Source organism: Streptomyces sp. NPDC006739 (assembly GCF_042869815.1).
GTDB lineage: Bacteria > Actinomycetota > Actinomycetes > Streptomycetales > Streptomycetaceae > Streptomyces.
Genome location: NZ_JBIAGM010000004.1, coordinates 199261 through 220708, shown reverse-complemented (window position 1 = coordinate 220708; position 21448 = coordinate 199261). Strand labels below are relative to the sequence as shown.

General features: G+C 71.6%; 20 protein-coding genes. 9 read left to right on the top strand and 11 right to left on the bottom strand.

The annotated features are described in order from the left end of the window. Positions 1-79 precede the first annotated feature (79 nt). Together ACFYMM_RS10815 and ACFYMM_RS10810 are read left to right on the top strand one after the other, a co-directional pair. Positions 80-349 carry a DUF6458 family protein gene (locus tag ACFYMM_RS10815; protein WP_388385497.1) on the top strand — a complete coding sequence of 90 codons (270 nt, stop codon included), beginning with the start codon at positions 80-82 and terminating at the stop codon, positions 347-349. Positions 350-458: 109 nt separating this feature from the next. After that, entirely contained in the window at positions 459-953 is a 495-nt protein-coding gene (locus ACFYMM_RS10810) for an LURP-one-related/scramblase family protein (RefSeq protein WP_388385496.1), read from the top strand. Between the two features lie 4 nt (positions 954-957). Here ACFYMM_RS10810 and ACFYMM_RS10805 read toward each other — a convergent pair whose 3' ends face one another. Next, the gene (locus ACFYMM_RS10805) at positions 958-1758 is read right to left on the bottom strand and encodes a carbon-nitrogen family hydrolase (protein ID WP_388385495.1); all 801 of its coding nucleotides are present in this window, start codon (positions 1756-1758) and stop codon (positions 958-960) included. A gap of 184 nt (positions 1759-1942) precedes the next feature. On the opposite strand from ACFYMM_RS10805, the gene ACFYMM_RS10800 reads away from it, so the two are divergent. Together ACFYMM_RS10800 and ACFYMM_RS10795 are read left to right on the top strand one after the other, a co-directional pair. Next, positions 1943-2767 carry a maleylpyruvate isomerase family mycothiol-dependent enzyme gene (locus ACFYMM_RS10800; protein WP_388385494.1) on the top strand — a complete coding sequence of 275 codons (825 nt, stop codon included), beginning with the start codon at positions 1943-1945 and terminating at the stop codon, positions 2765-2767. 133 nt (positions 2768-2900) lie between these two features. Then, positions 2901-3707: an SAM-dependent methyltransferase gene (locus tag ACFYMM_RS10795; protein WP_388385786.1), complete on the top strand. Its 807-nt coding sequence runs from the start codon at positions 2901-2903 to the stop codon at positions 3705-3707. Positions 3708-3737: 30 nt separating this feature from the next. Here ACFYMM_RS10795 and ACFYMM_RS10790 read toward each other — a convergent pair whose 3' ends face one another. Then, positions 3738-5036, bottom strand: a complete 1299-nt coding sequence (locus tag ACFYMM_RS10790) for a nitrate/nitrite transporter (protein WP_388385493.1) — start codon at positions 5034-5036, stop codon at positions 3738-3740. Then, positions 5033-5692 (bottom strand): GntR family transcriptional regulator, encoded by a 660-nt coding sequence (locus tag ACFYMM_RS10785; protein WP_388385492.1) that lies wholly within the window; start codon positions 5690-5692, stop codon positions 5033-5035. The genes ACFYMM_RS10790 and ACFYMM_RS10785 overlap by 4 nt, the downstream gene beginning before the upstream one ends. Positions 5693-5880: 188 nt before the next feature. On the opposite strand from ACFYMM_RS10785, the gene ACFYMM_RS10780 reads away from it, so the two are divergent. After that, positions 5881-6783, top strand: a complete 903-nt coding sequence (locus ACFYMM_RS10780; protein WP_388385491.1) for a D-alanyl-D-alanine carboxypeptidase family protein — start codon at positions 5881-5883, stop codon at positions 6781-6783. Between the two features lie 154 nt (positions 6784-6937). Beyond that, complete coding sequence (locus ACFYMM_RS10775) at positions 6938-7894, top strand: Bro-N domain-containing protein (protein ID WP_388385490.1); 957 nt, start codon at positions 6938-6940, stop codon at positions 7892-7894. Positions 7895-7982: 88 nt separating this feature from the next. Here ACFYMM_RS10775 and ACFYMM_RS10770 read toward each other — a convergent pair whose 3' ends face one another. From ACFYMM_RS10770 to pdhA, 3 genes are read right to left on the bottom strand one after another with little or no spacing between them, the layout of a single operon-like run. Further along, positions 7983-9404, bottom strand: coding sequence for a dihydrolipoamide acetyltransferase family protein (locus ACFYMM_RS10770; protein WP_388385489.1), 1422 nt, complete (start codon positions 9402-9404; stop codon positions 7983-7985). Positions 9405-9414: 10 nt separating this feature from the next. Then, positions 9415-10419 (bottom strand): alpha-ketoacid dehydrogenase subunit beta, encoded by a 1005-nt coding sequence (locus ACFYMM_RS10765; protein WP_388385488.1) that lies wholly within the window; start codon positions 10417-10419, stop codon positions 9415-9417. Positions 10420-10421: 2 nt separating this feature from the next. Next, positions 10422-11633, bottom strand: a complete 1212-nt coding sequence (pdhA, locus tag ACFYMM_RS10760) for a pyruvate dehydrogenase (acetyl-transferring) E1 component subunit alpha (protein WP_388385487.1) — start codon at positions 11631-11633, stop codon at positions 10422-10424. 474 nt (positions 11634-12107) lie between these two features. On the opposite strand from pdhA, the gene ACFYMM_RS10755 reads away from it, so the two are divergent. Then, entirely contained in the window at positions 12108-13124 is a 1017-nt protein-coding gene (locus tag ACFYMM_RS10755) for a phosphotransferase (RefSeq protein WP_388385486.1), read from the top strand. 105 nt (positions 13125-13229) lie between these two features. Here the strand turns inward: ACFYMM_RS10755 and ACFYMM_RS10750 are convergent, their stop codons facing one another. Further along, positions 13230-14801: a protein kinase gene (locus ACFYMM_RS10750; protein ID WP_388385485.1), complete on the bottom strand. Its 1572-nt coding sequence runs from the start codon at positions 14799-14801 to the stop codon at positions 13230-13232. 344 nt (positions 14802-15145) lie between these two features. Here ACFYMM_RS10750 and ACFYMM_RS10745 point away from each other — a divergent pair, with 344 nt between their 5' ends. Beyond that, entirely contained in the window at positions 15146-16777 is a 1632-nt protein-coding gene (locus ACFYMM_RS10745) for a protein kinase (protein WP_388385484.1), read from the top strand. A 92-nt stretch (positions 16778-16869) separates the two neighbouring features. Here ACFYMM_RS10745 and ACFYMM_RS10740 read toward each other — a convergent pair whose 3' ends face one another. Next, complete coding sequence (locus ACFYMM_RS10740; protein WP_388385785.1) at positions 16870-17412, bottom strand: bacterial proteasome activator family protein; 543 nt, start codon at positions 17410-17412, stop codon at positions 16870-16872. Between the two features lie 170 nt (positions 17413-17582). Between ACFYMM_RS10740 and ACFYMM_RS10735 the strand changes: the two genes are divergently transcribed. After that, the gene (locus ACFYMM_RS10735; protein WP_388385483.1) at positions 17583-18086 is read left to right on the top strand and encodes a hypothetical protein; all 504 of its coding nucleotides are present in this window, start codon (positions 17583-17585) and stop codon (positions 18084-18086) included. A 5-nt stretch (positions 18087-18091) separates the two neighbouring features. Here the strand turns inward: ACFYMM_RS10735 and ACFYMM_RS10730 are convergent, their stop codons facing one another. Genes ACFYMM_RS10730 through ACFYMM_RS10720 form a run of 3 tightly spaced genes read right to left on the bottom strand, consistent with a single transcriptional unit; the run spans position 18092 to position 21441 of the window. Further along, complete coding sequence (locus tag ACFYMM_RS10730; protein ID WP_388385482.1) at positions 18092-19072, bottom strand: NAD(P)H-quinone oxidoreductase; 981 nt, start codon at positions 19070-19072, stop codon at positions 18092-18094. A gap of 57 nt (positions 19073-19129) precedes the next feature. After that, positions 19130-20515 (bottom strand): molybdopterin molybdotransferase MoeA, encoded by a 1386-nt coding sequence (locus tag ACFYMM_RS10725; RefSeq protein WP_388385481.1) that lies wholly within the window; start codon positions 20513-20515, stop codon positions 19130-19132. After that, positions 20512-21441, bottom strand: coding sequence for an NTP transferase domain-containing protein (locus ACFYMM_RS10720; protein WP_388385480.1), 930 nt, complete (start codon positions 21439-21441; stop codon positions 20512-20514). Before ACFYMM_RS10720 ends, ACFYMM_RS10725 begins: the two co-directional genes overlap by 4 nt. Positions 21442-21448 lie beyond the last annotated feature (7 nt).

Here is a 21448-nt window from a genome sequence, read left to right as displayed (position 1 = left end):
AGTTGCCGCCCGGGGTACCCGAACGTCCGGACCGGCCCGGACCTACCGGATGCACCGGTCAAACAGGGAGGCGAGACTCATGGGCCTCGGCGGGTGCATCATCCTCATCGCCGTGGGAGCCATCCTCACGTTCGCGACCGACTGGCACATGAACGGGGTCAACCTCGACCTCGTCGGCGTCATCCTGATGGCCGTCGGCCTGATCGGCGTCTCGACGTTCAGCAGCATCGCCCGCCGCAGGCGGGTCGTGGTGCCGCCGCCGGCCACGACGGTCGTCGAGGAGGAACGGCACGTCCACCACCGGCCGGACGCGTACGGCGACGGGTACCGGGACGGCTACGGCGTCTGAGGGACTGAGGGTCCGAGGGTCTGAGAGTCTGAGGGTCTGAGGAAAGGTTTCTCAGCCCGTCGGCCTACCGGCTGCGTTCCGTGTCCCCTGCCGGGGAAGCGGTAACGGCATGAGATTCCTCGTACGCGACCGGCTCCTCGGCTTCGGTGACGACTACTGGATCGAGGACGAGCACGGCAACAAGGTGTTCCTCATCGACGGCAAGGCGATGCGGGTGCGGGACACCTTCGAGCTGAAGGACACCCAGGGGCACGTCCTCATCCACATCCACCAGAAGATGTTCGCCCTGCGCGACACGATGGTGATCGAGCGGGGCGGCGAGCCGCTGGCCCGCATCAAGCGCAAGCGACTGTCCCTGCTGCGCAACCACTACCGCGTCTCCCTGGTGGACGGCACGGAACTGGACGTCAGCGGCAAGATCTTCGACCGTGAGTTCGCCGTCGAGTACGACGGCGAACTCCTCGCGGTCGTCTCCCGCCGCTGGCTGCGCGTCCGGGAGACCTACGGCGTCGACGTGGTCCGCGACGACGCCGACCCGGCACTGATGATCGCGGTGACGGTGTGCGTGATCCACCTGGCCGAGAAGGAACGGGACGACGACTGAGCGGTCAGGGGCGAGGACGGGGTGGCAGGAGCCCCAGGACCCGGTCCTTGAGCGCCGGGAACTGCTCCCGCGTCGCCGCCACCCTCGCCGGGTCGAAGTCGACCGTGAGGATCTCCTCGCCCGGGCCGGCCTGCGCCAGTACCTCACCCCACGGGTCCACCACGATCGAGTGACCCGCCTGGGGAACTCCCGCGTGCGTCCCGGCCGTTCCACACGCGAGCACGAACGCCTGGTTCTCCACCGCCCGCGCCTGGGCCAGCAGCGTCCAGTGCGCGCGTCGCCGCTCGGGCCAGCCCGCCGGGATCACCAGGGTCTCGGCGCCGGCGTCGACGAGGGAGCGGAAGAGTTCGGGGAAGCGGAGGTCGTAGCAGGTCGCCAGGCCGAGCGTGGTCTGCGGGAGGCGGACGGTCACCAGCTCGCCGCCCGCGCCCATCAGCACCGCCTCGCCCTTGTCGAAGCCGAAGCGGTGGATCTTGCGGTAGGCCGCGACCAGTTCACCGGAGGGGGAGAAGACGAGAGAGGTGTTGTAGAGGGGGCCGTCCGGGTCCCGCTCCGGGATCGACCCGGCGTGCAGCCACACGCCCGCGTCGCTCGCCGCCTTCGCCATGGCCTCGTACGTCGGCCCCTCCAGCGGTTCGGCCTGCGCGGCGAACTCCTCGTAGGCGAACGCGCCCGTCGTCCACAGCTCGGGGAGCACCACCAGGTCGGCCCCGGACTGTTCCCCGACGAGCGCGGCCACCCGCCGCCGCCGGGATTCGAGCGATTCGCCCTCGTTCACGGCGATCTGGATCAGCGAGGCGCGCACACTACCACCGTCCTGGCATTCGGGCCGTCCATACAGGCCTACGATCGTCACACGAAAGCACTGCCGGGGTGCCTTGGAGCAGCGTAACTTAGCGTTCCAAGACACCCGCCGACAGCTGCCGCCGCCGCCCGCTGGCAACGCCGCCACCACCGCCCGTGTACCGACCGCCGAGGGGTCCCGTTCCGTGAGTCTGCATCCCACCCTCCAGCCCTACGCCGACGCCTGGACCCACTCCATCGACGCGATATCCGAGCTGGTGCAGCCGCTTGCGGAGGGCGAGTGGAACCGGCGGACCCCGTGTCCCGGGTGGTCGGTCCGTGACATCGTCTCGCATGTCATCGGCCTGGACTGCGAGATGCTCGGCGACCCGCGCCCGATCCACACCCTGCCCCGCGACCTCTTCCACGTCACCAACGAGCACCAGCGGTACATGGAGATGCAGGTCGACGTCCGCCGCCACCACACCGCCCCGGAGATGACCTCCGAGCTGGAGTACACGGTCATCCGGCGCAACCGCCAGCTGCGCAACGAGTCCCGCGACCCCGGCACCAAGGTCCGCGGCCCGCTCAGCACCGAGATCACGCTGGAAGAGGCCATGCGCACCCGCGCGTTCGACGTGTGGGTGCACGAACAGGACCTGCGCGCCGCCCTCGGCCGCCCCGGCAACCTCGACTCGCCGGGCGCGTACGTCGCCCGTGACGTCCTGCTCGCCGCGCTGCCCCGCGTCGTCGCCGAGAAGGCGGACGCCCCGCGCAGCTCCGCCATCGTCTTCGACGTGCACGGGCCCGTCGAGTTCCTGCGCACCATCCGCGTCGACATCCAGGGCCGCGGCACCCTGGAGAGCACCCCCGCGCTCGGCCCCGCCGCCACCCTCACCCTCGACTGGGAGACCTACGTCCGCCTGGCCTGCGGGCGCGTCCACCCCGAGGCGGTCACGGACCGCGTGAAGGCCGACGGAGAACCCGAACTGACGGCGGCGATCCTGCGGAACTTCGCGGTCACGCCGTGAACTCGCGGTCACGCGGTGAACTCGTGACGCCGTGAGGTCGTGACCGGTCTCCGGGGCGCCGCCCGGGCCCCGGATATTCGCTGTCGCCGGGACGACGACGGAAACTAGCGTGCCCGCCATGACCGACTCCGCCATGACCGGCCCCGCCACGTCCAGCACCGCGGCCACCCTCGACACCGACGAAGTTCCGCCCCGTCTCACCCGGCTCACCTTCCACGGCCCCCTCTCCGAGACCCGCGCCACCGCGATGGTGCGGCGGCTCGCCGGAGTACGGCCCGGCAGCGTCCTGGACATCGGCTGCGGCTGGGGCGAGATGCTCCTCCGCGTCCTGGACGCCGTACCGGACGCCCATGGCGTCGGAGTCGACATCCGGGGCCAGGACCTGGAGCGGGGGCGACGCAACGCCGAGGCGCGCGGGCTCGCGGAGCGGGTGGAGTTCGTCGAGGAGTCGGCGGTCGGAACCCGGCGCGGGCCCGCGGACCTCGTGCTGTGCCTCGGCGCCAGCCATGCGCTGAGCACCGCCGAGCCGCCCCGGCACACCACCGACGCCCTGCGGGAGCTGCGCCGGCTGGTCGCCGACGGCGGACGGGTGGTCCTCGGCGAGGGCTTCTGGGAGCGCACCCCGACCCCGGCCGAGTTGTCCGGCATGTGGCCGGGCGCCGCCGCCGGCCAGCACCACGGCCTCGCCCGGCTGACGGACCTCGCCGTGGAAGCCGGGTTCCGGCCCGAGTGGACCGAGACGGCGAGCCAGGAGGAGTGGGAGGAGTTCGAGTCGGCGTACCAGGCGGACACCGAGGTGTGGCTGGCCCGCCACCCGGACCATCCGCTGGCGGCCGAGACCCGCGAACGCCTCGACCGGCACCGGGGCCAGTGGCTGAGCTACCGGGGCGTCCTCGGCATCGCCTACCTCACCCTGGTACCGGTGGCGTCGGCGCGCTGACGTGTCCGGGGCCGGCTCGAACGGGCCGGCTCACACGGGCACGTGCACCGTCTCCACCCGGCTCGCCACCAGGCGCTCCCGCTCCCGGCGGGCCGCCCGTCCGCGCAGGCGCAGGATCTGGCTCACGCCCAGCGCCTGGAGGACGAAGACGAAGGAGAAGGCGACCGTGTAGTCGTCGCCGGTGGCGTCGAGGAGCACACCGACCGCGAACAGCGTCGTCATGGAGGCGACGAAACCACCCATGTTGGTGATCCCGGAGGCGGTGCCCTGACGCTCCGGCGGGTTGGCCGGGCGCGCGAAGTCGAAACCGAGCATCGATGCCGGTCCGCACGCGCCCAGCACCACGCACAGCACCACCAGCAGCCCCATGGGGGCGTGGGCGGCCGGACAGGCGAGGGTCGCCGCCCACAGCGTCGCCGTCGCCGCGACCGTGCCCAGGGCCAGCGGCAGCCTGGCCGCGTGGTGCCGGGCGACGATCTGGCCGTAGACCAGGCCGATCACCATGTTCGACAGGACGACCAGGGTGAGCAGTTCACCGGCGGTGGCGCGGCTGAGGCCCTGGTCCTGCACCAGGAACGGCATGCCCCACAGCAGCAGGAAGACCATCGCCGGGAACTGGGTCGTGAAGTGCACCCACAGACCCAGGCGGGTTCCCGGCTCCCGCCAGGACGCGGCGATCTGCCGGCGGACGTAGGCCGCGCCCTGGTGCGGGAGGGGCTCGGGGGCGTAGCCCTCGGGGTGGTCCTTCAGGAAGAGCAGCACCAGGACGAGGACGACCGCGCCGGCCAGCGCGCTGCCCGCGAACGCCGGGGTCCAGCCGACGCCGTGCAGCAGCCGGGCCAGGACGAGGGTGGAGACCAGGTTGCCCGCCATGCCGACCAGCCCGGCCAACTGGGCGACCAGCGGACCGCGCCGGGCCGGGAACCAGCGGGAGCCCAGGCGCAGCACGCTGATGAAGGTCATCGCGTCACCGCAGCCGAGCAGCGCGCGGGAGGCGAGCGCGGTGCCGTAGGAGGGGGAGAAGGCGAAGCCCAGCTGACCCGCGGTGAACAGCACGGCGCCGATGCTCAGCACCCGCTTGGTGCCGAGCCGGTCCACCAGCAGGCCGACGGGTATCTGCATGCCGGCGTAGACCAGCAGCTGGAGGATCGAGAACGTCGACAGGGCCGAGGCGTTGACGTGGAAGCGGGCGGCCGCGTCCAGACCGGCGACCCCGAGGGACGTGCGGAAGATGACGGCGACGAAGTAGACCGCCACGCCGATGCCCCACACCGCGGCGGCGCGCCGGCCGCCCGGCGGATCACCCGGAAGAGTGGTGTTGGTGCTCATCGGACCTCACCCCGTGCGAGATGCGAGAACCAGCTCACATGCCGGTGCACGACGGCGACCGCGTCCTCCGCGTCGCCGGCGCGCAGCGCCCGCAGGATCTCCTCGTGCTCGGCCAGCGTCTTGGCGATCCGGTCCGGGTGGGAGTGCATGATCGCGACGCCCATCCGCAGCTGACGGTCCCGCAACTGGTCGTAGAGACGGGAGAGGATCTCGTTGCCGCCGCTGCGCACGATCTCGGCGTGGAAACACCGGTCCGTGACCGCGGCGCCCGCCAGATCACCGGCGGCGGCCTGCGCCTTCTGCTGGGCCAGCAGGTCCGCCAGCCGTTCGAGGAGTACGGGCGAAGCGGGTACGGCCTTGCGCGCCGCGTGCACCTCGACCAGCAGCCGGGTCTCCACCACGTCGGAGATCTCCTGCGCGGAGACCGGCAGCACCAGCGCGCCCTTCTTCGGGTAGAGCCTGATCAGCCCCTCCGCCTCGAGCCGCAGCAGCGCCTCCCGCACCGGCGTGCGCGAGACGCCGACGGCCTCGGCCAGCTCACCCTCCGTCAGCAGCGTCCCGCCCTCGTAACGGCGGTCCAGGACACCCTGTTTGACATGGGCGTAGACGCGGTCGGCGGCGGCAGGCGGCTTGAGGGAGGTCATGGCGGCGGGCATGCCCACAGGATAGATACAACGCGTACCCATACGATGGGCGGTCCAGCATGCGGACGTGACGCAGATCTCTTTCAGCAACCGCACAACCAACTGTGCTACTTACGTGTCACACATGTGCGGCCCTACTCTCGTGCCATAGCAACTCGGCCGCACATCAGGGGCATTCCAGACAATCGGGGTACTTTACTTTGATTACCGGCATTAAGGGCACCCGCATCCGCCGCGCCACCGCCGTCGCCGTCACCTCCGGCGTGCTGTGCGCCACCGGGGCTCTCACCGCGGCGCCCGCGCAGGCCGTCACCGCGCCCTCGATCGTGGCCAAGGGCGGCTACGTGATGAACAACTCCAACTCCGCGACGCTGTTCACGAAGGCCGCGGACACCAAGCGCTCCACCGGCTCCACCACCAAGATCATGACCGCCAAGGTCGTGCTCGCCCAGTCGAACCTCAACCTCAACCGCCAGGTCGTCATCCAGAAGGCCTACAGCGACTACGTCGTCGCCAACAACGCCTCCCAGGCCCACCTGATCGTCGGCGACAAGGTCACCGTCGGCCAGCTGCTGTACGGCCTGATGCTGCCGTCCGGCTGCGACGCCGCCTACGCGCTCGCCGACACGTACGGCTCCGGGTCGACCCGGGACGCGCGCGTGCAGAACTTCATCGGCAAGATGAACACCACCGCCAAGAGCCTCGGCCTGACGAACACCCACTTCGACTCGTTCGACGGCATCGGCAACGGCGGCAACTACTCGACGCCGCGCGACCTGACGAAGCTCGCCAGCGCCGCGATGAAGAACGCCACGTTCCGCACGGTCGTCAAGACGAAGTCGTACACGGCGAAGACGGTCACCAAGACCGGCTCCACCCGGACGATGAACGCCTGGACCAACACCAACGGGCTGCTCAGCAGCTACAGCGGCACCATCGGCGTGAAGACCGGCTCCGGCCCCGAGGCCGGCTACTGCCTGGTCTTCGCCGCGACCCGGAACGGCAAGACGGTCATCGGCACCGTCCTGTCCTCCACGTCCATCCCGCAGCGCGAGGCGGACGCGAAGAAGCTCCTCGGCTACGGCTTCTCGAAGCTCGGCTGAGGCTTCACCGACGCCCAGGGGCCCGTCGCCTTGCCGCGGCGGGCCCTTTGCGTGGGCGGAATCCCCCTAAATTCCCTCGCAATCGTGAACATCACGGCCTCAGCTGGCATATGCGCTTTTCCGCGCTCTACGTTCCCCAGCGGAGGTGGTTCACATGAACGAACCCAGCAAGCAACCCCACTCCGCCGAGCGGCACGAGGCGATCGACGTCAGCGACTTCGTGTACGCGGCGACGGGAGCCCGGGTGCGACGGCTGACGATGCCCGACGGGACGCATTGGTTCCCGGCGGTGGATGTGTGCAAGGAACTCGGGCACAGCAACTCGAGGAAGGCACTTGCCGACCACGTCCCGGACGAGCACCGAGAGATTCTCGAGAGCGTAACCAGAGGTTACGGTCTCAGCGTTCCCGCAGGTCGGGAGTGGCGTCGAGACATGAATCTCATCGATCTCCAAGGCCTCGTCCTCCTTGTCTCCGCCTGTACGAAACCCGCCTGCGCCCCCTTCAAGCAGTGGGTCGCCGAGGTCGTCGAGACAGTGCAGCGGGAGGGTTCCTACTCCCTCGAAGAGGCCGAGGTGCAGCCGGCCGAGCCGGGGGCGCCCGTCGCGTACGCCATGCCCGAGCAGGTCGCCGAGGCCATCGTCCGGCTGGAGGCGCACAACCTTCAGATCGACGAGGAGCTTGCCGCCGGGCACCGCGAGTCGATGGCTCTGCAAAGGGAAATGCTGGCCACGCAGAAGGCCGCACTCGCCGTGCAGCAAGCCACGGTCCGGGCCATGGAACGCATCGCGGACCGGCTCGACACCCTCGTGCTGGAACGCTCGACGCCAGGCGGTGACCTCACGCCGCTGTCCACCACGGCGTCCGTGCTGGCCGACTGGCGGCAACGGCTGTCCGTCACGGAGGACGTGTGGACGGTGGCCGTGGTGATCGCCCCGGTTCTCGTCGAGAAGGGTGAGCTGCGCGAGCCGCTCGAAGGGATCGCGGCCCGCACAGGCCTCTCGGTGCGCCGGGTCAACGACTGTCTCCGCCTGCTGCACAGGCACGCCTGCATCCGCTCACGCGGCGGGACGGAGGACGGGGCGCCGGTGTACCTGCTCGGCACCGCCTGAAGGACCTGAACGACCTGAAGGAGAGGGGGCGGTCGCAAGACTTGGTTGCGGCCGCCCCCGAGCTTCAGAGGCTACTCCCCCCGGCCCCTCAGGCCCAAGTGATCAAGCGCTTCGGCTGTTCCAGGATCGAGGCGAGATCCCCGAGCACCTTGGAGCCCAGTTCGCCGTCGACCAGGCGGTGGTCGAAGCTGAGCGCGAGGGTCGTGACCTGACGCGGCTTCACCTTGCCCTTGTGGACCCACGGCTGGAGCTTGATCGCGCCGACCGCCAGGATCGCCGACTCTCCGGGGTTGAGGATCGGCGTGCCGGTGTCGATGCCGAAGACCCCGACGTTGGTGATCGTCACCGTACCGCCCTGCATCGCCGCCGGGGACGTCCTGCCCTCCCGCGCCGTCGACACCAACTCACCCAGTGCCTCGGCCAGTTGCGGGAGCGTCTTGTCCTGGGCGTCCTTGATGTTCGGGACGATCAGGCCCCGCGGAGTGGCGGCGGCGATGCCCAGGTTGACGTAGTGCTTGCGCACGATCTCCTGGTTCGCCTCGTCCCAGGACGCGTTGATGTCCGGGTTCCGCCTGATGGCGACCAGCAGGGCCTTGGCGATCAGCAGCAGCGGGTTCACCCGCAGGCCCTGCATCTCCTTGTCCTGCTTCAGCTCCTCGACCAGCTTCAGCGTCCGTGTGACGTCCACCGTCACGAACTCCGTCACATGCGGCGCCGTGAACGCCGAGCCGACCATCGCCTGCGCCGTGGCCTTGCGGACGCCCTTGACCGGGATGCGGGTCTCGCGGGTCCCGTCGTAGGTCACCACCGGCGCGGGAGCGGGCGCGGCGGCCGTCGTCGTCGCGGGCGCCGGGGCCTCGGGAGCGGCCGGTGCCGCCGCCGCGTGCACGTCCTCGCGGGTGATGACGCCGTCCGGGCCCGACGGCGTCACCGTCGTCAGGTCCACGCCGAGGTCCTTCGCCAGCTTCCGTACCGGCGGCTTGGCCAGCGGGCGCGGCTTGGCCGCCGGCGTCGCCGCCCCGTGGCCGTTCAGTTCCGTCTGGATCGAGTGCGCCGCGGGGACCGCCACCTCCGGGCCCTTGCGGGGGCGCCGCTTGGTCGAGGAGGCCGCCACGCCGTAGCCGACCAGGACCGGCTGGCGGCCCTGCTGCTTCGGCTCCGGCGCCTTGGGTTCCGCCGTGGATTCCGCCTTCGGCCGCTCGGCGACGGCAACGGCGACGGGCTGCTCGGCCGGCGCCGGTGCGGCGCCGCCCGCCACGTCCACCGCGATGATCGACGTGCCCACGTCGACCGTGGTGCCCTCGGGGAAGTGGAGTTCGCGGACCACACCGTCGTAGGGGATGGGCAGTTCGACGGCCGCCTTCGCGGTCTCGACCTCGCACACCACCTGGCCGTCGCTGACCGTGTCCCCGGGCTGGACGTACCACTTGAGGATCTCGGCCTCGGTGAGTCCCTCGCCCACGTCCGGCATCTTGAACTCGCGTACGGACGCTTCCGTCATCGTCGTCACGACCCTCTCCTCAGTACGCCAGGGCACGGTCGACGGCGTCGAGCACCCGGTCCAGGCCCGGCAGGTACTCCTCCTCCAGGCGGGCCGGCGGGTAGGGGGCGTGGTAGCCGCCCACCCTGAGGACCGGTGCCTCCAGGTGGTAGAAGCAGCGCTCCGTGATCCGGGCCGCGATCTCCGCGCCGGAGCCGAGGAAGACCGGCGCCTCGTGGACCACGACCAGGCGGCGCGTCTTCTCGACGGACGCCTGGATGGTGTCGAAGTCCACCGGGGACACCGAGCGCAGGTCCAGGACCTCCAGGCTCTTGCCCTCCTCGGCCGCCGCGTCCGCGACCTCCCGGCAGAGCTTCACCATCGGGCCGTAGGCGACCAGGGTCAGGTCGGTGCCCTCACGGACCACGGACGCCTTGTGCAGGGGGCCGGGGATCGCGTCGGTGCTGACCTCGGCCTTGTCCCAGTAGCGGCGCTTGGGCTCGAAGTAGATCACCGGGTCGTCGCTCTGGATGGCCTGCTGCATCATCCAGTAGGCGTCCGAGGCGTTCGACGGCGAGACCACCTTCAGGCCCGCCACGTGCGCGAACAGCGCCTCCGGGGACTCGGAGTGGTGCTCGACCGCGCCGATGCCGCCGCCGTAGGGGATGCGGACCACGATCGGCAGCTTGACCTTGCCCAGGGAACGCGCGTGCATCTTGGCGAGCTGGGTGACGATCTGGTCGTAGGCCGGGAAGACGAAACCGTCGAACTGGATCTCCACGACGGGCCGGTAGCCGCGCAGGGCCAGGCCGATCGCCGTGCCGACGATGCCCGACTCGGCGAGCGGGGTGTCGATGACACGGCTCTCGCCGAAGTCCTTCTGCAGGCCGTCGGTGACCCGGAAGACGCCGCCGAGCTTGCCGACGTCCTCGCCCATGATGATGACCTTGGGGTCCGTCTCCAGGGCGCGGCGCAGCGACTCGTTGATCGCCTTGGCCAGGGGCAGGCTCTTGGTGGCGTTGGCGGCCACGGTCTCCTCTGCCATGATCAGGCCCCCTCTCCCGCGGCGATGCCGCTGTCGGATTCCGTCGCGAACGACGCCTGGTAGGCGGCGAACTGGGCTCGTTCCTCGTCGACGAGCGCGTGTCCGTCCGCGTACACGTTCTCGAAGATGGCGAAGTGGTCCGGGTCCGGCATGGAACGGACCGCTTCGCGCACTCGCCTGCCCAACGCCTCGGACTCGTTCTCGAGTTCCGCGAAGAATCCGTCGTCCGCGTGGTTTGAGGCTTCGAGATAACGGCGAAGGCGCAGGATCGGGTCCTTGGCCTCCCAGGCCTCGCGCTCCTCGTCCGCCCGGTACTTGGTGGGGTCGTCGGAGGTGGTGTGGGCGCCCATGCGGTAGGTGTACGCCTCGACCAGGGTGGGGCCGGCGCCGGTGCGGGCCCGCTCCAGCGCCCACTTGGTCACCGCGAGGCAGGCCAGCACGTCGTTCCCGTCCACCCGGACGCCCGGGAAGCCGTAGCCCTGGGCCCGCTGGTAGAGCGGTACGCGGCTCTGCCGCTCGGTCGGCTCGGAGATCGCCCACTGGTTGTTCTGGCAGAAGAACACCACCGGGGCGTTGTAGACCGCCGAGAAGGTGAACGCCTCGGCCACGTCGCCCTGGCTGGAGGCGCCGTCGCCGAAGTAGGCGATGACGGCCGAGTCGGCGCTGTCCATCGTCACGCCCATCGCGTAGCCGGTGGCGTGCAGCGTCTGGGAGCCGATGACGATCGTGTAGAGGTGGAAGTTGTTGGTGGTGGGGTCCCAGCCGCCGTTGTTGACGCCGCGGAACATGCCCAGCAGGTTGGTCGGGTCGACGCCCCGGCACCAGGCGACGCCGTGCTCGCGGTAGGTGGGGAAGACGTAGTCGTCGTCGTGGAGGGCCCGGCCGGAACCGATCTGGGCGGCCTCCTGGCCGAGCAGGGAGGCCCACAGGCCCAGCTCGCCCTGGCGCTGCAGAGCGGTGGCCTCGGCGTCGAAGCGGCGGGTGAGCACCATGTCGCGGTACAGACCGCGCAGCTCGTCGGGGGTGATGCCGTCGACGTAGGCGTCGTACTCGGCGTGCTTGACGCGCTTGCCCTCGGGCGTCAGCAGCTGTACGAGCTGGGGGTCGCCGGTCTGCTTCGTGGTGCGGGGGGTGGTGCGCTTGGTGCCGGTGGTGCCGGCCCTGCCTGCGGCGCTGCGTCGCGGCTTGCGCGCGGCACTGCTGTCCACGGTCACGTGTGCTCCTCCGTCGTTCCGGCCCCCAGGGTTGCCGGGTGGCCAGTGCGGCTCACCTGTTCCGGCACCCGTGCACGGGGTGGGTGCCACTCGGCCGGGAACAGGCGTGACAGGTGCCCCGGCGAGCACCCTGCAAGAATTCACGTTACCCAGTGCCCCACATTTCTGTGAAACCCCACCTGACCTGCGATTTTGCTTGGATTTCCAAGTAAATCGAAGCGGTGTGGAAGGTCGCTGGTCACAGCCTTGCAGGAGGCCGGAGCAACGGCACGTTATCCCGCTGACCCATGTCACGGGAAGAGTCCAATAGCACGGCCGCTTCCAGGGCGGTGGCCACACGGCGGCCACAGTGCGCTGTGCGACCAAAAGCGACCGTCAGTGAATACCCGCGACTGTGTGTGACAACCCGCAGCTCACAGGGCCATCCGGGTGCCCTAGCATCTGGCCGTGCCGCGCCCTTGTGTACCACCCCCCATGTCCCACGCGCTCCCCCTGGGCGCCCTCTTGCGCCTGTATCCCGCCGGTTCCGCCGTCGCCTGTGAGCCCGTCGACCAGGGTCTGCTCAACCGCGGCTACCGTCTGCGGACCACTCGCGGCCGCTACTTCCTCAAGCACCACTTCGACCCCGACACCGCCGATCCGGCCGCGATCGAACGCCGGCATCGCGCCACCCAGCGGCTGGCCGACCTCGGCGTGCCGGTCGCGCCGCCGCTGGCCCGCCGGGACGGCCGTACGGTCGCCGTCGTCGGCGGCCACGCCTACGCCCTGCATCCCTGGATCGACGGCAGACACCGCCACGGCGGTCAGCTCACGCGCGCGGAGAGCGCACGGCTGGGGGCGCTCCTGGGGGCCGTACACGCCTGCCTGGAGCGTGTGATGCCACCCAAAGGGCGCACCCGCCCGGCCACCAGCCCGCATCCCGTCCGGAGCGCCGACCCGGCCGACACCTTCTCCCTCATCGACGACCTGCTCGCCCAGGTGCGCCGCCACCGACCCGCCGACGCCTTCGACGAACTGGCCCGCCACCGGCTCCTGGAACGGCGGGCGCTCCTGGAGCGGCACGCCGGCCGGCGCCCCCCGCGCGGCGGCTCGGTCGGCTGGGTGCACGGGGACTTCCACCCCTTCAACCTGCTCTACAAGGGCGACGCGCCCGCCGCGATCGTCGACTGGGACCGGCTGGGCGTGCAGCCCCGCGCGGAGGAGGCCGTTCGCGCCGCCGCGATCTTCTTCGTACGGCCCGTGGGGGCGCTCGACCTGCCGAAGGTGCGGGCGTACGCGCGCGCGTACCTGCGCGCGGCCGACGCCACGCCCTCGGAGCTGGCGGCGGCTGTGCACCGGGTGTGGTGGGAGCGCCTGAACGACTTCTGGATGCTGCGCTGGCACTACGAACGCGGCGACACCCGGGCGGACTGCCAGTTCCCGGCCGCCTCCGCGCTCGCGGTGTGGTGGACCCGGGAGTACGACAAGGTGTGCGACGCCTTCGTGGCCTGACACCGCCCCCACATCCCACGCCACCCGTGCCGCCCGCGCGCCCGGGACCGGCCGACCTCAGCCCGACTACCCGGTGGGCGGCCCGTCAGTGCCCGTGGGCGTCCTTCAAGGGCCGCCCTGCCCGGTGGTGTCCCCCGTGCCGCCGGTGCCGGGGTCCGTCACCGGGTCCGAGGGCTGCGACTGCGAGGGCGTGTCCGGCTGGCTCTGCGCCGGCGTGGTCGCCGGAGCGCTCGGCTGCTTGCTCGGGCCGGACGTGGCGGTGTGGGAGGGCGTGTACGACGGCGTGTACGAGGGGGTGTAGCCGGAGCCGTTGCCCGTGTCGGACGAGCCCTGGGTGGCCGTGTCGCTGGGCTGGTCGGTGGTCGTGTCGGACGGGCTGTCGGTGGCCGTCTCGTCCTTCGTGGTCTGTGTCTGCGAGGGCGACTTCGACGGGTCCGTGCCGGCACCGCCGCCACCGCCGCCGCCGTTCATCGCCAGGGCCACGCCGGCCGCGACGGCGATCACCGCGAGGACGGCGAGGATCCACAGCTTGCCGCGGCCGCTGCCCCTGTTGCCGTGCCCCTCGAAGCCGCCGTCGTCGCCGTTGCCGTATCCGCCGGGCAGGATCGGCTGCGGGATCTGGGTGGTGCCGGACGCGTCGGCGGGGTGCGGCATCACGGTCGTCCCCGCGAAGCCGCCCGCCGGGGTGTGCCGGTTCTCGTGCAAGGCCACCGGCCCGGTGTTCCAGGTGCCGGTGTGGCCGCCCTGGTCGTAGAGCATCTGCAGCCCGTACTGGACCAGCCCGCGCATCTCCTCGGCCGTCTGGAACCGGTCGTCCGGGTCCTTGGCGAGCGAGCGCATGACCAGGCCGTCCAGCTCCGGCGGACAGGCGCCGTCCGAGGTCCGCGACGGCGGCACCGGGATGTCCTGGACGTGCTGGTAGACCACCGACAGCGGTGTCTCGCCGGTGAACGGGGGCCGCAGCGCGAGCAGTTCGTAGAGCAGGCAACCCGTGGCGTACAGGTCGGAGCGGTGGTCGACGGCCTTGCCGAGCGCCTGCTCCGGGGAGAGGTACTGCGGGGTGCCCATGACCATGCCGGTCTGCGTCATCGTCGTGGACGCGCCGTGCAGGGCGCGGGCGATGCCGAAGTCCATCACCTTGACGGCGCCGTTGTGGGTGATGATGACGTTGGCCGGCTTGATGTCGCGGTGCACGATGCCGTGCTGGTGCGAGTAGGCCAGCGCCTCCAGGACACCGGAGACGATGATCAGGGCCTGCTCGGGACCCGGCGCCTCGGCGTTGAGCAGCAGGTCGCGAATGGTGCGTCCCTCGACCAGCTCCATCACGATGTACGGCACCGACTGGCCGCCGACGAAGTCCTCGCCGGAGTCGTAGACCGCGACGATCGCGTGGTGGTTGAGCCCGGCCACCGACTGGGCCTCGCGCGTGAAGCGGGCCTTGGACACGGGGTCCTCGGCCAGGTCCGCGCGGAGCAGCTTCACGGCGACCGTCCGGCCCAGGCGGACGTCCTCGGCCGCGAACACCTCGGCCATGCCGCCCCGGCCGAGCCGATGGGTCAGCCGGTACCGGCCGTCGCCGACGAGCCCGCCGTTGCCCCACATCTCCGGCGTGTCTGACATGCCGCCGCCAGTCGCCTCGGGGTCGGACGGGCCCTGGGCGCTGTGCGTCTGTGCCATCGGTCCTCGCCGTCGTTTCTGCCCGCGGTGCGCGCGGTGTTGTTACGGTCTCCGTCGGCCACGCTACAGCCTCCGCGCAAGCCGCCGGTCCGGGATCGGGACCGGGGCCGGCCCGGGACGGACCGGCCATCAAACCTGTAGCACGCGCTGTCGTGCAAATTCTGTGTGCCGGGCGTACGTCCGCTGTAACGCTTCCGCCTCGCTTCTTTCGCGTACGGTCACGGATCGGGCACCGAGCTTGACGTGTCGGTGCCCTGGGGCAGACTTGGCCGGGAATAGCACATTGGATCACCGGCATTGGGTCACCGGCTTCCGGTCACCGGCGCCTATGGGGGACGCAGAACATGAGCCAGGACGGCGCGCACGGCCGGCATGCGGGGCGGGCGGTCGCCGGTGGCCGCTACCAGCTGCGCGACTTGCTCGGCGAGGGCGGCATGGCCTCGGTGCACCTGGCGTACGACGCCGTGCTGGACCGCCAGGTCGCGATCAAGACACTGCACACCGAACTGGGGCGGGAACAGGCCTTCCGCGAGCGCTTCCGCCGCGAGGCGCAGGCAGTGGCCAAGCTCACGCACACCAACATCGTGTCCGTCTTCGACACCGGCGAGGACGATCTCGGCGGCCTGATGACGCCGTACATCGTCATGGAGTACGTCGAGGGCCGCCCGCTGGGCTCGGTGCTGGAGGAGGACATCCGGCAGTACGGCGCGATGCCCGCCGACAAGGCGCTGAAGATCACTGCCGATGTGCTGGCCGCGCTGGAGATCAGCCACGAGATGGGCCTGGTCCACCGCGACATCAAGCCGGGCAACGTGATGATGACCAAGCGTGGCGTCGTCAAGGTGATGGACTTCGGCATCGCCCGTGCCATGCAGTCCGGCGTCACCTCGATGACGCAGACCGGCATGGTCGTCGGCACCCCTCAGTACCTCTCCCCCGAGCAGGCGCTGGGCCGGGCCGTGGACGCCCGCTCCGACCTGTACTCGGTCGGCATCATGCTGTTCCAGCTGGTCACCGGCCGGCTGCCGTTCGACGCGGACTCGCCGCTGGCGATCGCCTACGCGCATGTGCAGGAGGAGCCGGTGGCGCCCTCCTCCGTCAACCGCGCGCTGCCTCCGGCCGTGGACGCGCTGGTCGCCCGCGCGCTGCGGAAGAACCCGAACGAACGCTTCCCGACCGCCGAGTCGATGCGGGAGGAGTGCCTGCGCGTGGCCGCGTCGCTGCAGGCGGCGGCGCCGAGCATCGTGCCGGGCGCCGGCCCGACGCAGAGCGGCTCGGGCGTCGGCTCGGCGGTGTTCCCGCCGGTCGACCAGGCCACCGGGGCGCCCACCGGCCCCGTGCAGACGCCGTACCAGCCGGCCCCGGTGCCGAACCCGTACGGCACCCCGCACCCCTCCCCGGCGTACGGCTACCCGCAGCAGGGCGGCTACCCGACGCCTGCGGCGGGGTACGGGCAGCAGACCCACGCCACCCCGCCGCCGTACACCATCTCGCCGCAGACCTCCGTCCAGGGCTCCGGGCCGGGCGGCGGCAGGGGCAACAAGCCGGTGATCGTCGGCTCGGTCGTGGTGTCGCTGGTCGCGGTGGTCGGCCTGGTCGTGGCGCTGACGATGAACAGCGGTGGCCCGGGCGACGCGAACAAGGGCGGCGGCGCGAGCGCCTCGGCGTCCCACGCGGCGGCCTACCGGGGCCCGGACGAGTCGAAGACGATCGAGAAGACCGCCTGCACGGAGCCCGAGAAGTCCTACAACGACCCGACCAAGGTGCGGGTCCCCGACTTCAAGTTCAAGTACATCAAGTCGGTCAAGGAGTGCTTCGAGGCCGCGGGCTGGGTCATGAAGATCGTGCACGTGGACGAGAACACGTACGGCGACGGGACCGTCATGAACCAGTTCCCCGCCGCTGACACCGACGTCGACCCGAAGAACATGCCGACGATCCAGCTGAACGTCTCGACGGGCAACCCGCCGTCCTGACCCGGCCGCCGAGACGCCGGGTGAGCCGAGGTCGTCGACCTCGGCTCACGTGTGTGTGACGGACGGACAGAGCTTGGAACAGATGAGTATCGCTAGAGGTACGGGCCGCCCGAGCGGCCGCCCGTGCGCGGGTCGTCGCCGCCCTCCTGGCCCCCCACGCCCGGAGGAAGGGCACGGCGCATCTGCTCCAGCTGCGCGCGGGCCGCCATCTGCTGGGCGAACAGCGTCGTCTGGATGCCGTGGAAGAGGCCCTCCAGCCAGCCCACCAGCTGGGCCTGCGCGATGCGCAGCTCCGCGTCGCTCGGGGTCGCCTCGTTCGCGAAGGGCAGCGAGAGCCGTTCCAGCTCCTCCACCAGCTCCGGCGCGAGACCGTCCTCCAGCTCCTTCACCGAGCTGGCATGGATCTCCTTGAGCCGGACCCGGCTCGCCTCGTCCAGAGGAGCCGCGCGCACCTCCTCCAGAAGCTGCTTGATCATGCTGCCGATCCGCATGACCTTGGCCGGCTGCTCCACCATCTCCGTCACCGGGATCTCACGGGGGTCGTCGTCGCCCACGCCGCCGAGCGCCATGCCGTCCTGGCCTACGACCAGGATCTGCGGGTTCTCCGGCGACCTTTCGTTCCTCGGCATCTCCATGCCGCCATTCTCTCGCACGCCTCCACCTCATCACCGTGGTGCCCCCGGTTGTGGCTGATCCACCGTTTAACTCGGTCGGCGTAACCGGTAATGCCCGAATTGCCATGAAAGATAAGGATTATTTTCGTCGGCTTCATGCTGCGCCGACTGTGCTGCGGGAGGTCACCGACGTGAGTCCATGGCCGCGTTTCACGCTTCGCCTCGTACGGCTGCTGATCGTCCTGGCGGCGGTGGGACCGCCGTACGGCACGGCCCACGCGGCCACCGCCGCCCCGTCCCCTTCCGCCTCCGCCTCCGCCGTCGCCGCCGAACCGTCCCGGGCCGGCAGCCGTGCCGGGGAGGGGCGGCTGCGGCCGGGGCGGCGGGAGGGGCCGGCGGCGCAGATCGAGGGCGACGACGACACCGGCGAGGCCCCCACCACCCCGGACGCCGTCTCCTCCGCCGGGGACGAGACCGTGGACGGCGGGCAGGGGAACCCGACGGACTCCGCCTCGCCACAGGACGCCGGACTGGCGCCTGCCACGCCTCGGCAGCGGCCCGCGAACACCGGCCACAGCGGCGAAGCCGCGGACGACGGGCCCACCCTGCGGATCCTGCCGCTGGGCAGCGGCCTCGTCCTGATCGGCCTGGGCCTGGCCCTGGCGTTCGTGGGCCTGCGGGTGCGGCGTGGCTGAGCGCGCTACGGCGCCACCAGCAGCACCTTCCCGATGTGCCCGCTCGCCTCCACCAGCCGGTGCGCCTCGGCCGCCTCCGGCATCGGCACCTCGCGGTCGACGACGGGGCGGACGTGCCCGGCCGCGAGCAGCGGCCACACGTGCTCGCGTACGGCGGCCACGATGGACGCCTTCTCGGTGAGCGGGCGCGCCCGCAGCGAGGTCGCGCTGATGGCGGCCCGCTTGCCCAGCAGCGTGCCGATGTTCAACTCGCCCTTGACGCCGCCCTGCATGCCGATGATCGCCAGCCGCCCGTTCACGGTGAGGGCCTGCACATTGCGGTCCAGGTACTTGGCGCCCATGTTGTCGAGGATCACATCGGCGCCCGCCCCGTCGGTGGCCTGCCTGACCTCGGCGACGAAGTCCTGGTCCTTGTAGTTGACGAGGACGTCCGCGCCGAGCTCGGCGCAGTAGTCCAGTTTCTCCTTGCTCCCGGCGGTCACCGCGACCTTGGCGCCGATCGCCTTGGCGAGCTGGATGGCCATCGTGCCGATGCCGCTGGAGCCGCCGTGGACGAGCAGTGTCTCGCCGGGGCGCAGGTGAGCGATCATGAAGACGTTGGACCAGACCGTGCTGACCACCTCCGGCAGCGCGGCGGCCTGCCTGAGGTCGACGCCCTCGGGCACCGGCAGCAGCTGTCCGGCCGGCACGGCGACCTTCTCGGCGTATCCGCCGCCCGCGAGCAGGGCGCACACCTCGTCGCCGACGGTCCAGCCGGACACGCCGGGACCCAGCGCTGCGATCCGGCCGGAGCATTCCAGGCCGGGGTAGCGGGACGCGCCGGGCGGCGGGTCGTAGAAGCCCTGCCGTTGCAGGATGTCGGCGCGGTTGACTGCGCTAGCCACCACCTCGACCAGCACTTCGCCCTCGCCGGGCACCGGATCGGGGACCTCGTCCCACACCAGAGCCTCGGGACCACCAGGTTCGGGAATCGTGATCGCATGCATGCAGGCGACGCTACTCCCCGGCCGGGCGTCCGCCGAGGCACACCCGGTCCGGAGGTTTCACGTGAAACACACCCCGATTCCGGCGGCTGCCCACGGGAGGTCGAGCAGCTCCGCCTCCTGTCCCGCTGGAACCCCGCCCGGCGGTACGACCGCGAGCGCGTCGGCGGCGGCGATTCCGCGCAGCATCGCCGGGCCGTTGTAGTGCAGCGGCACGGCCCGGTCGCCGCGCAGGACCACCGGGACGAGCCGGGTGTCGTGCGGGTGCCCGTGCACCGCCTCCCGCACCGGCAGGGTGTACGGCTCGGGGGCAGGGTGGGCGGCGAGGGTCCGCAGCAGGGGTTCGGCGAGCGTGAGCAGGCCGGAGACCGCTGCCAGGGGGTTGCCGGGCAGACCGACGAGGTGCTGGTCGTCCTTGGTGCGGGCCAGCAGCATGGGGTGGCCGGGGCGGACCTTGACGCCGTCGACGAGGAGTTCGGCGCCGATGCGCTCCAAGGTCGGGTGCACATGGTCGACCGGTCCGGAGGCGGTGCCGCCGGTGGTGACGACGAGGTCGGCCGGGGAGCCGGTGATCGCCCTGCGCAGGGCCTTGGCGTCGTCGCCGAGCCGGCGCACCGCGATGACCTCGGCGCCGAGGGCGCGCAGCCAGGACGGCAGCATCGGACCGAGCGCGTCCCGGATCAGACCGTCGTGGGGGGTTCCCTCGGTCAGCAACTCGTCGCCCAGTACGAGGACTTCGACGCGTGGTCGGGGCAGGACGGCGAGGGTGTCGTATCCGGCGGCGGCGGCCAGGCCGAGCACGGCCGGGGTGACCAGGGTGCCGACGGGCAGCAGCTGGTCGCCGCTGCGGCACTCCTGGCCGCGCGGGCGGATGTCCTGGCCGTGGCTCATCTCGCGGGTGGCGTGCAGCCTGCCCTGGGTGTCCGTGCGGCCGTGTTCGGTGCGCAGGACGGCGGTGGTGTCGGCCGGGATGCGGGCTCCGGTGGCGATCCGTACCGCCTCGCCGTCGGTGAGCGGACCGGGCTGCGCCTGTCCGGCGAGGACGCCCTCGTCCCGGACGGCCCAGGGGCCCGGTCCGGCGACCGCCCAGCCGTCCATCGCGGAGGTGTCGAAGGAGGGCAGGTCGGTGAGGGCGTCGAGGGGGGCTGCCAGGACCAGCCCGAGGGCGTCGGCGAGGGACACGGAGACGGGCGGGCGGCGGGCACCGGACCGGGCCGCGCGGGCGGCGGTCTCACGGGCCCGGGGCCAGGGTGTGGCCCGGTGCCGTTCCAGGGGCTCGCCGCCGGCGGCCGGGGGCACGGCGGGCGCGCTGTCGTCCCGGGGTTCCCTCACGAGGGCAAGGGCCTCCTCGACGCCGAGGTCGTCGGTGTCCTCGTGGTTCTCGGGGTTCCCGGGCTTCACGGGCTTCCCGGCTCTGGCACCGTCCCGGACGCCATGGGCGGTCATCCGGCGTCCGGGGCGTCGGGTCGGGGGGCGGGAGCGCCGGGCCGGGGGGCGGCGGCGCTGTTCTCCTCCTCCCAGCGCAGGGCCAGCGCGGCGGCCTTGCGGGCGGCCTCGGCGACCGCCTCGGGGCCCTGCCCGCCCCGGGCGGCCGCGTAGCCGACGAGGAAGGTGGTCAGCGGGGCGGCGGGGCGGGCCACGCCGTGCGCGGCGTCGCGGGCCAGGTCGAGCAGAAGACCGGTGTCGACGTCGAGGTCGATGCCCAGCTCGTCCTTGACTGCGGAGATCCATTCATCCAACACGTGTCCATGCTCCCTGATGCGTGCCCTGGCGTCGGCGATGTCGTCCCAGGTGTCGCAGTCGAAGGAGGCGAGCGGGTCCGGGACACGGGTGAGGTCGAGCGCGCCGGTCAGCCGGCGCAGGGGCAGGCCGGTCAGACCGTCGTGCGCGGCGGCGAGCGCGGTCAGCTCGCGGCGGAGGGTGGCGGTGCGGTACGCGGCCACGAGGGGCTGGTCGCGGGCGTCGGCGTCGGTGAGCAGCGCACCGTCGGCGCCGGTGGCGCTCAGGGCGGCCAGCAGCCGTCGTACCGTGTCCGGTCCGAGGAAGGGCAGGTCGGCCGAGAGGACGACGACACGGTCGGCGGTGGTGAGGACCAGCCCGGCTTCGAGGGCGGCGACCGGTCCGGCGCCGGGCGGCTCCTCACGAGTCCAGCGCACCGGGCGGGCGGTGGGGCGGGGAGCGGCCACGACGACGGTGGTGCGGGCGTCGCCGCAGGCCGCGAGCACCCGGTCGAGCAGGGGGCGCCCGCCGACGCGCACGCCGGGCTTGTCGACCCCGCCGAGCCGCCGGGCGGCACCGCCGGCCAGCACGACGGCGTCGTACGGCTCGGCGGGCCCGGCAGCCTCATGAGCGTGGGGGGAGTCGTGGGTCACCCCCCGA

What these genes read in the sequence shown, in the direction of transcription:
- ACFYMM_RS10815 (WP_388385497.1), top strand. Translation starts at nt 80, where the DNA reads ATGGGCCTCGGCGGGTGCATCATCCTCATCGCCGTGGGAGCCATCCTC.
- ACFYMM_RS10810 (WP_388385496.1), top strand. Translation starts at nt 459, where the DNA reads ATGAGATTCCTCGTACGCGACCGGCTCCTCGGCTTCGGTGACGACTAC.
- ACFYMM_RS10795 (WP_388385786.1), top strand. Translation starts at nt 2,901, where the DNA reads ATGACCGGCCCCGCCACGTCCAGCACCGCGGCCACCCTCGACACCGAC.
- ACFYMM_RS10790 (WP_388385493.1), bottom strand. Translation starts at nt 5,036, where the DNA reads ATGAGCACCAACACCACTCTTCCGGGTGATCCGCCGGGCGGCCGGCGC.
- ACFYMM_RS10785 (WP_388385492.1), bottom strand. Translation starts at nt 5,692, where the DNA reads ATGCCCGCCGCCATGACCTCCCTCAAGCCGCCTGCCGCCGCCGACCGC.
- ACFYMM_RS10775 (WP_388385490.1), top strand. Translation starts at nt 6,938, where the DNA reads ATGAACGAACCCAGCAAGCAACCCCACTCCGCCGAGCGGCACGAGGCG.
- ACFYMM_RS10765 (WP_388385488.1), bottom strand. Translation starts at nt 10,419, where the DNA reads ATGGCAGAGGAGACCGTGGCCGCCAACGCCACCAAGAGCCTGCCCCTG.
- ACFYMM_RS10755 (WP_388385486.1), top strand. Translation starts at nt 12,108, where the DNA reads ATGTCCCACGCGCTCCCCCTGGGCGCCCTCTTGCGCCTGTATCCCGCC.
- ACFYMM_RS10750 (WP_388385485.1), bottom strand. Translation starts at nt 14,801, where the DNA reads ATGGCACAGACGCACAGCGCCCAGGGCCCGTCCGACCCCGAGGCGACT.
- ACFYMM_RS10745 (WP_388385484.1), top strand. Translation starts at nt 15,146, where the DNA reads ATGAGCCAGGACGGCGCGCACGGCCGGCATGCGGGGCGGGCGGTCGCC.
- ACFYMM_RS10740 (WP_388385785.1), bottom strand. Translation starts at nt 17,412, where the DNA reads ATGGAGATGCCGAGGAACGAAAGGTCGCCGGAGAACCCGCAGATCCTG.
- ACFYMM_RS10730 (WP_388385482.1), bottom strand. Translation starts at nt 19,072, where the DNA reads ATGCATGCGATCACGATTCCCGAACCTGGTGGTCCCGAGGCTCTGGTG.
- ACFYMM_RS10725 (WP_388385481.1), bottom strand. Translation starts at nt 20,515, where the DNA reads ATGACCGCCCATGGCGTCCGGGACGGTGCCAGAGCCGGGAAGCCCGTG.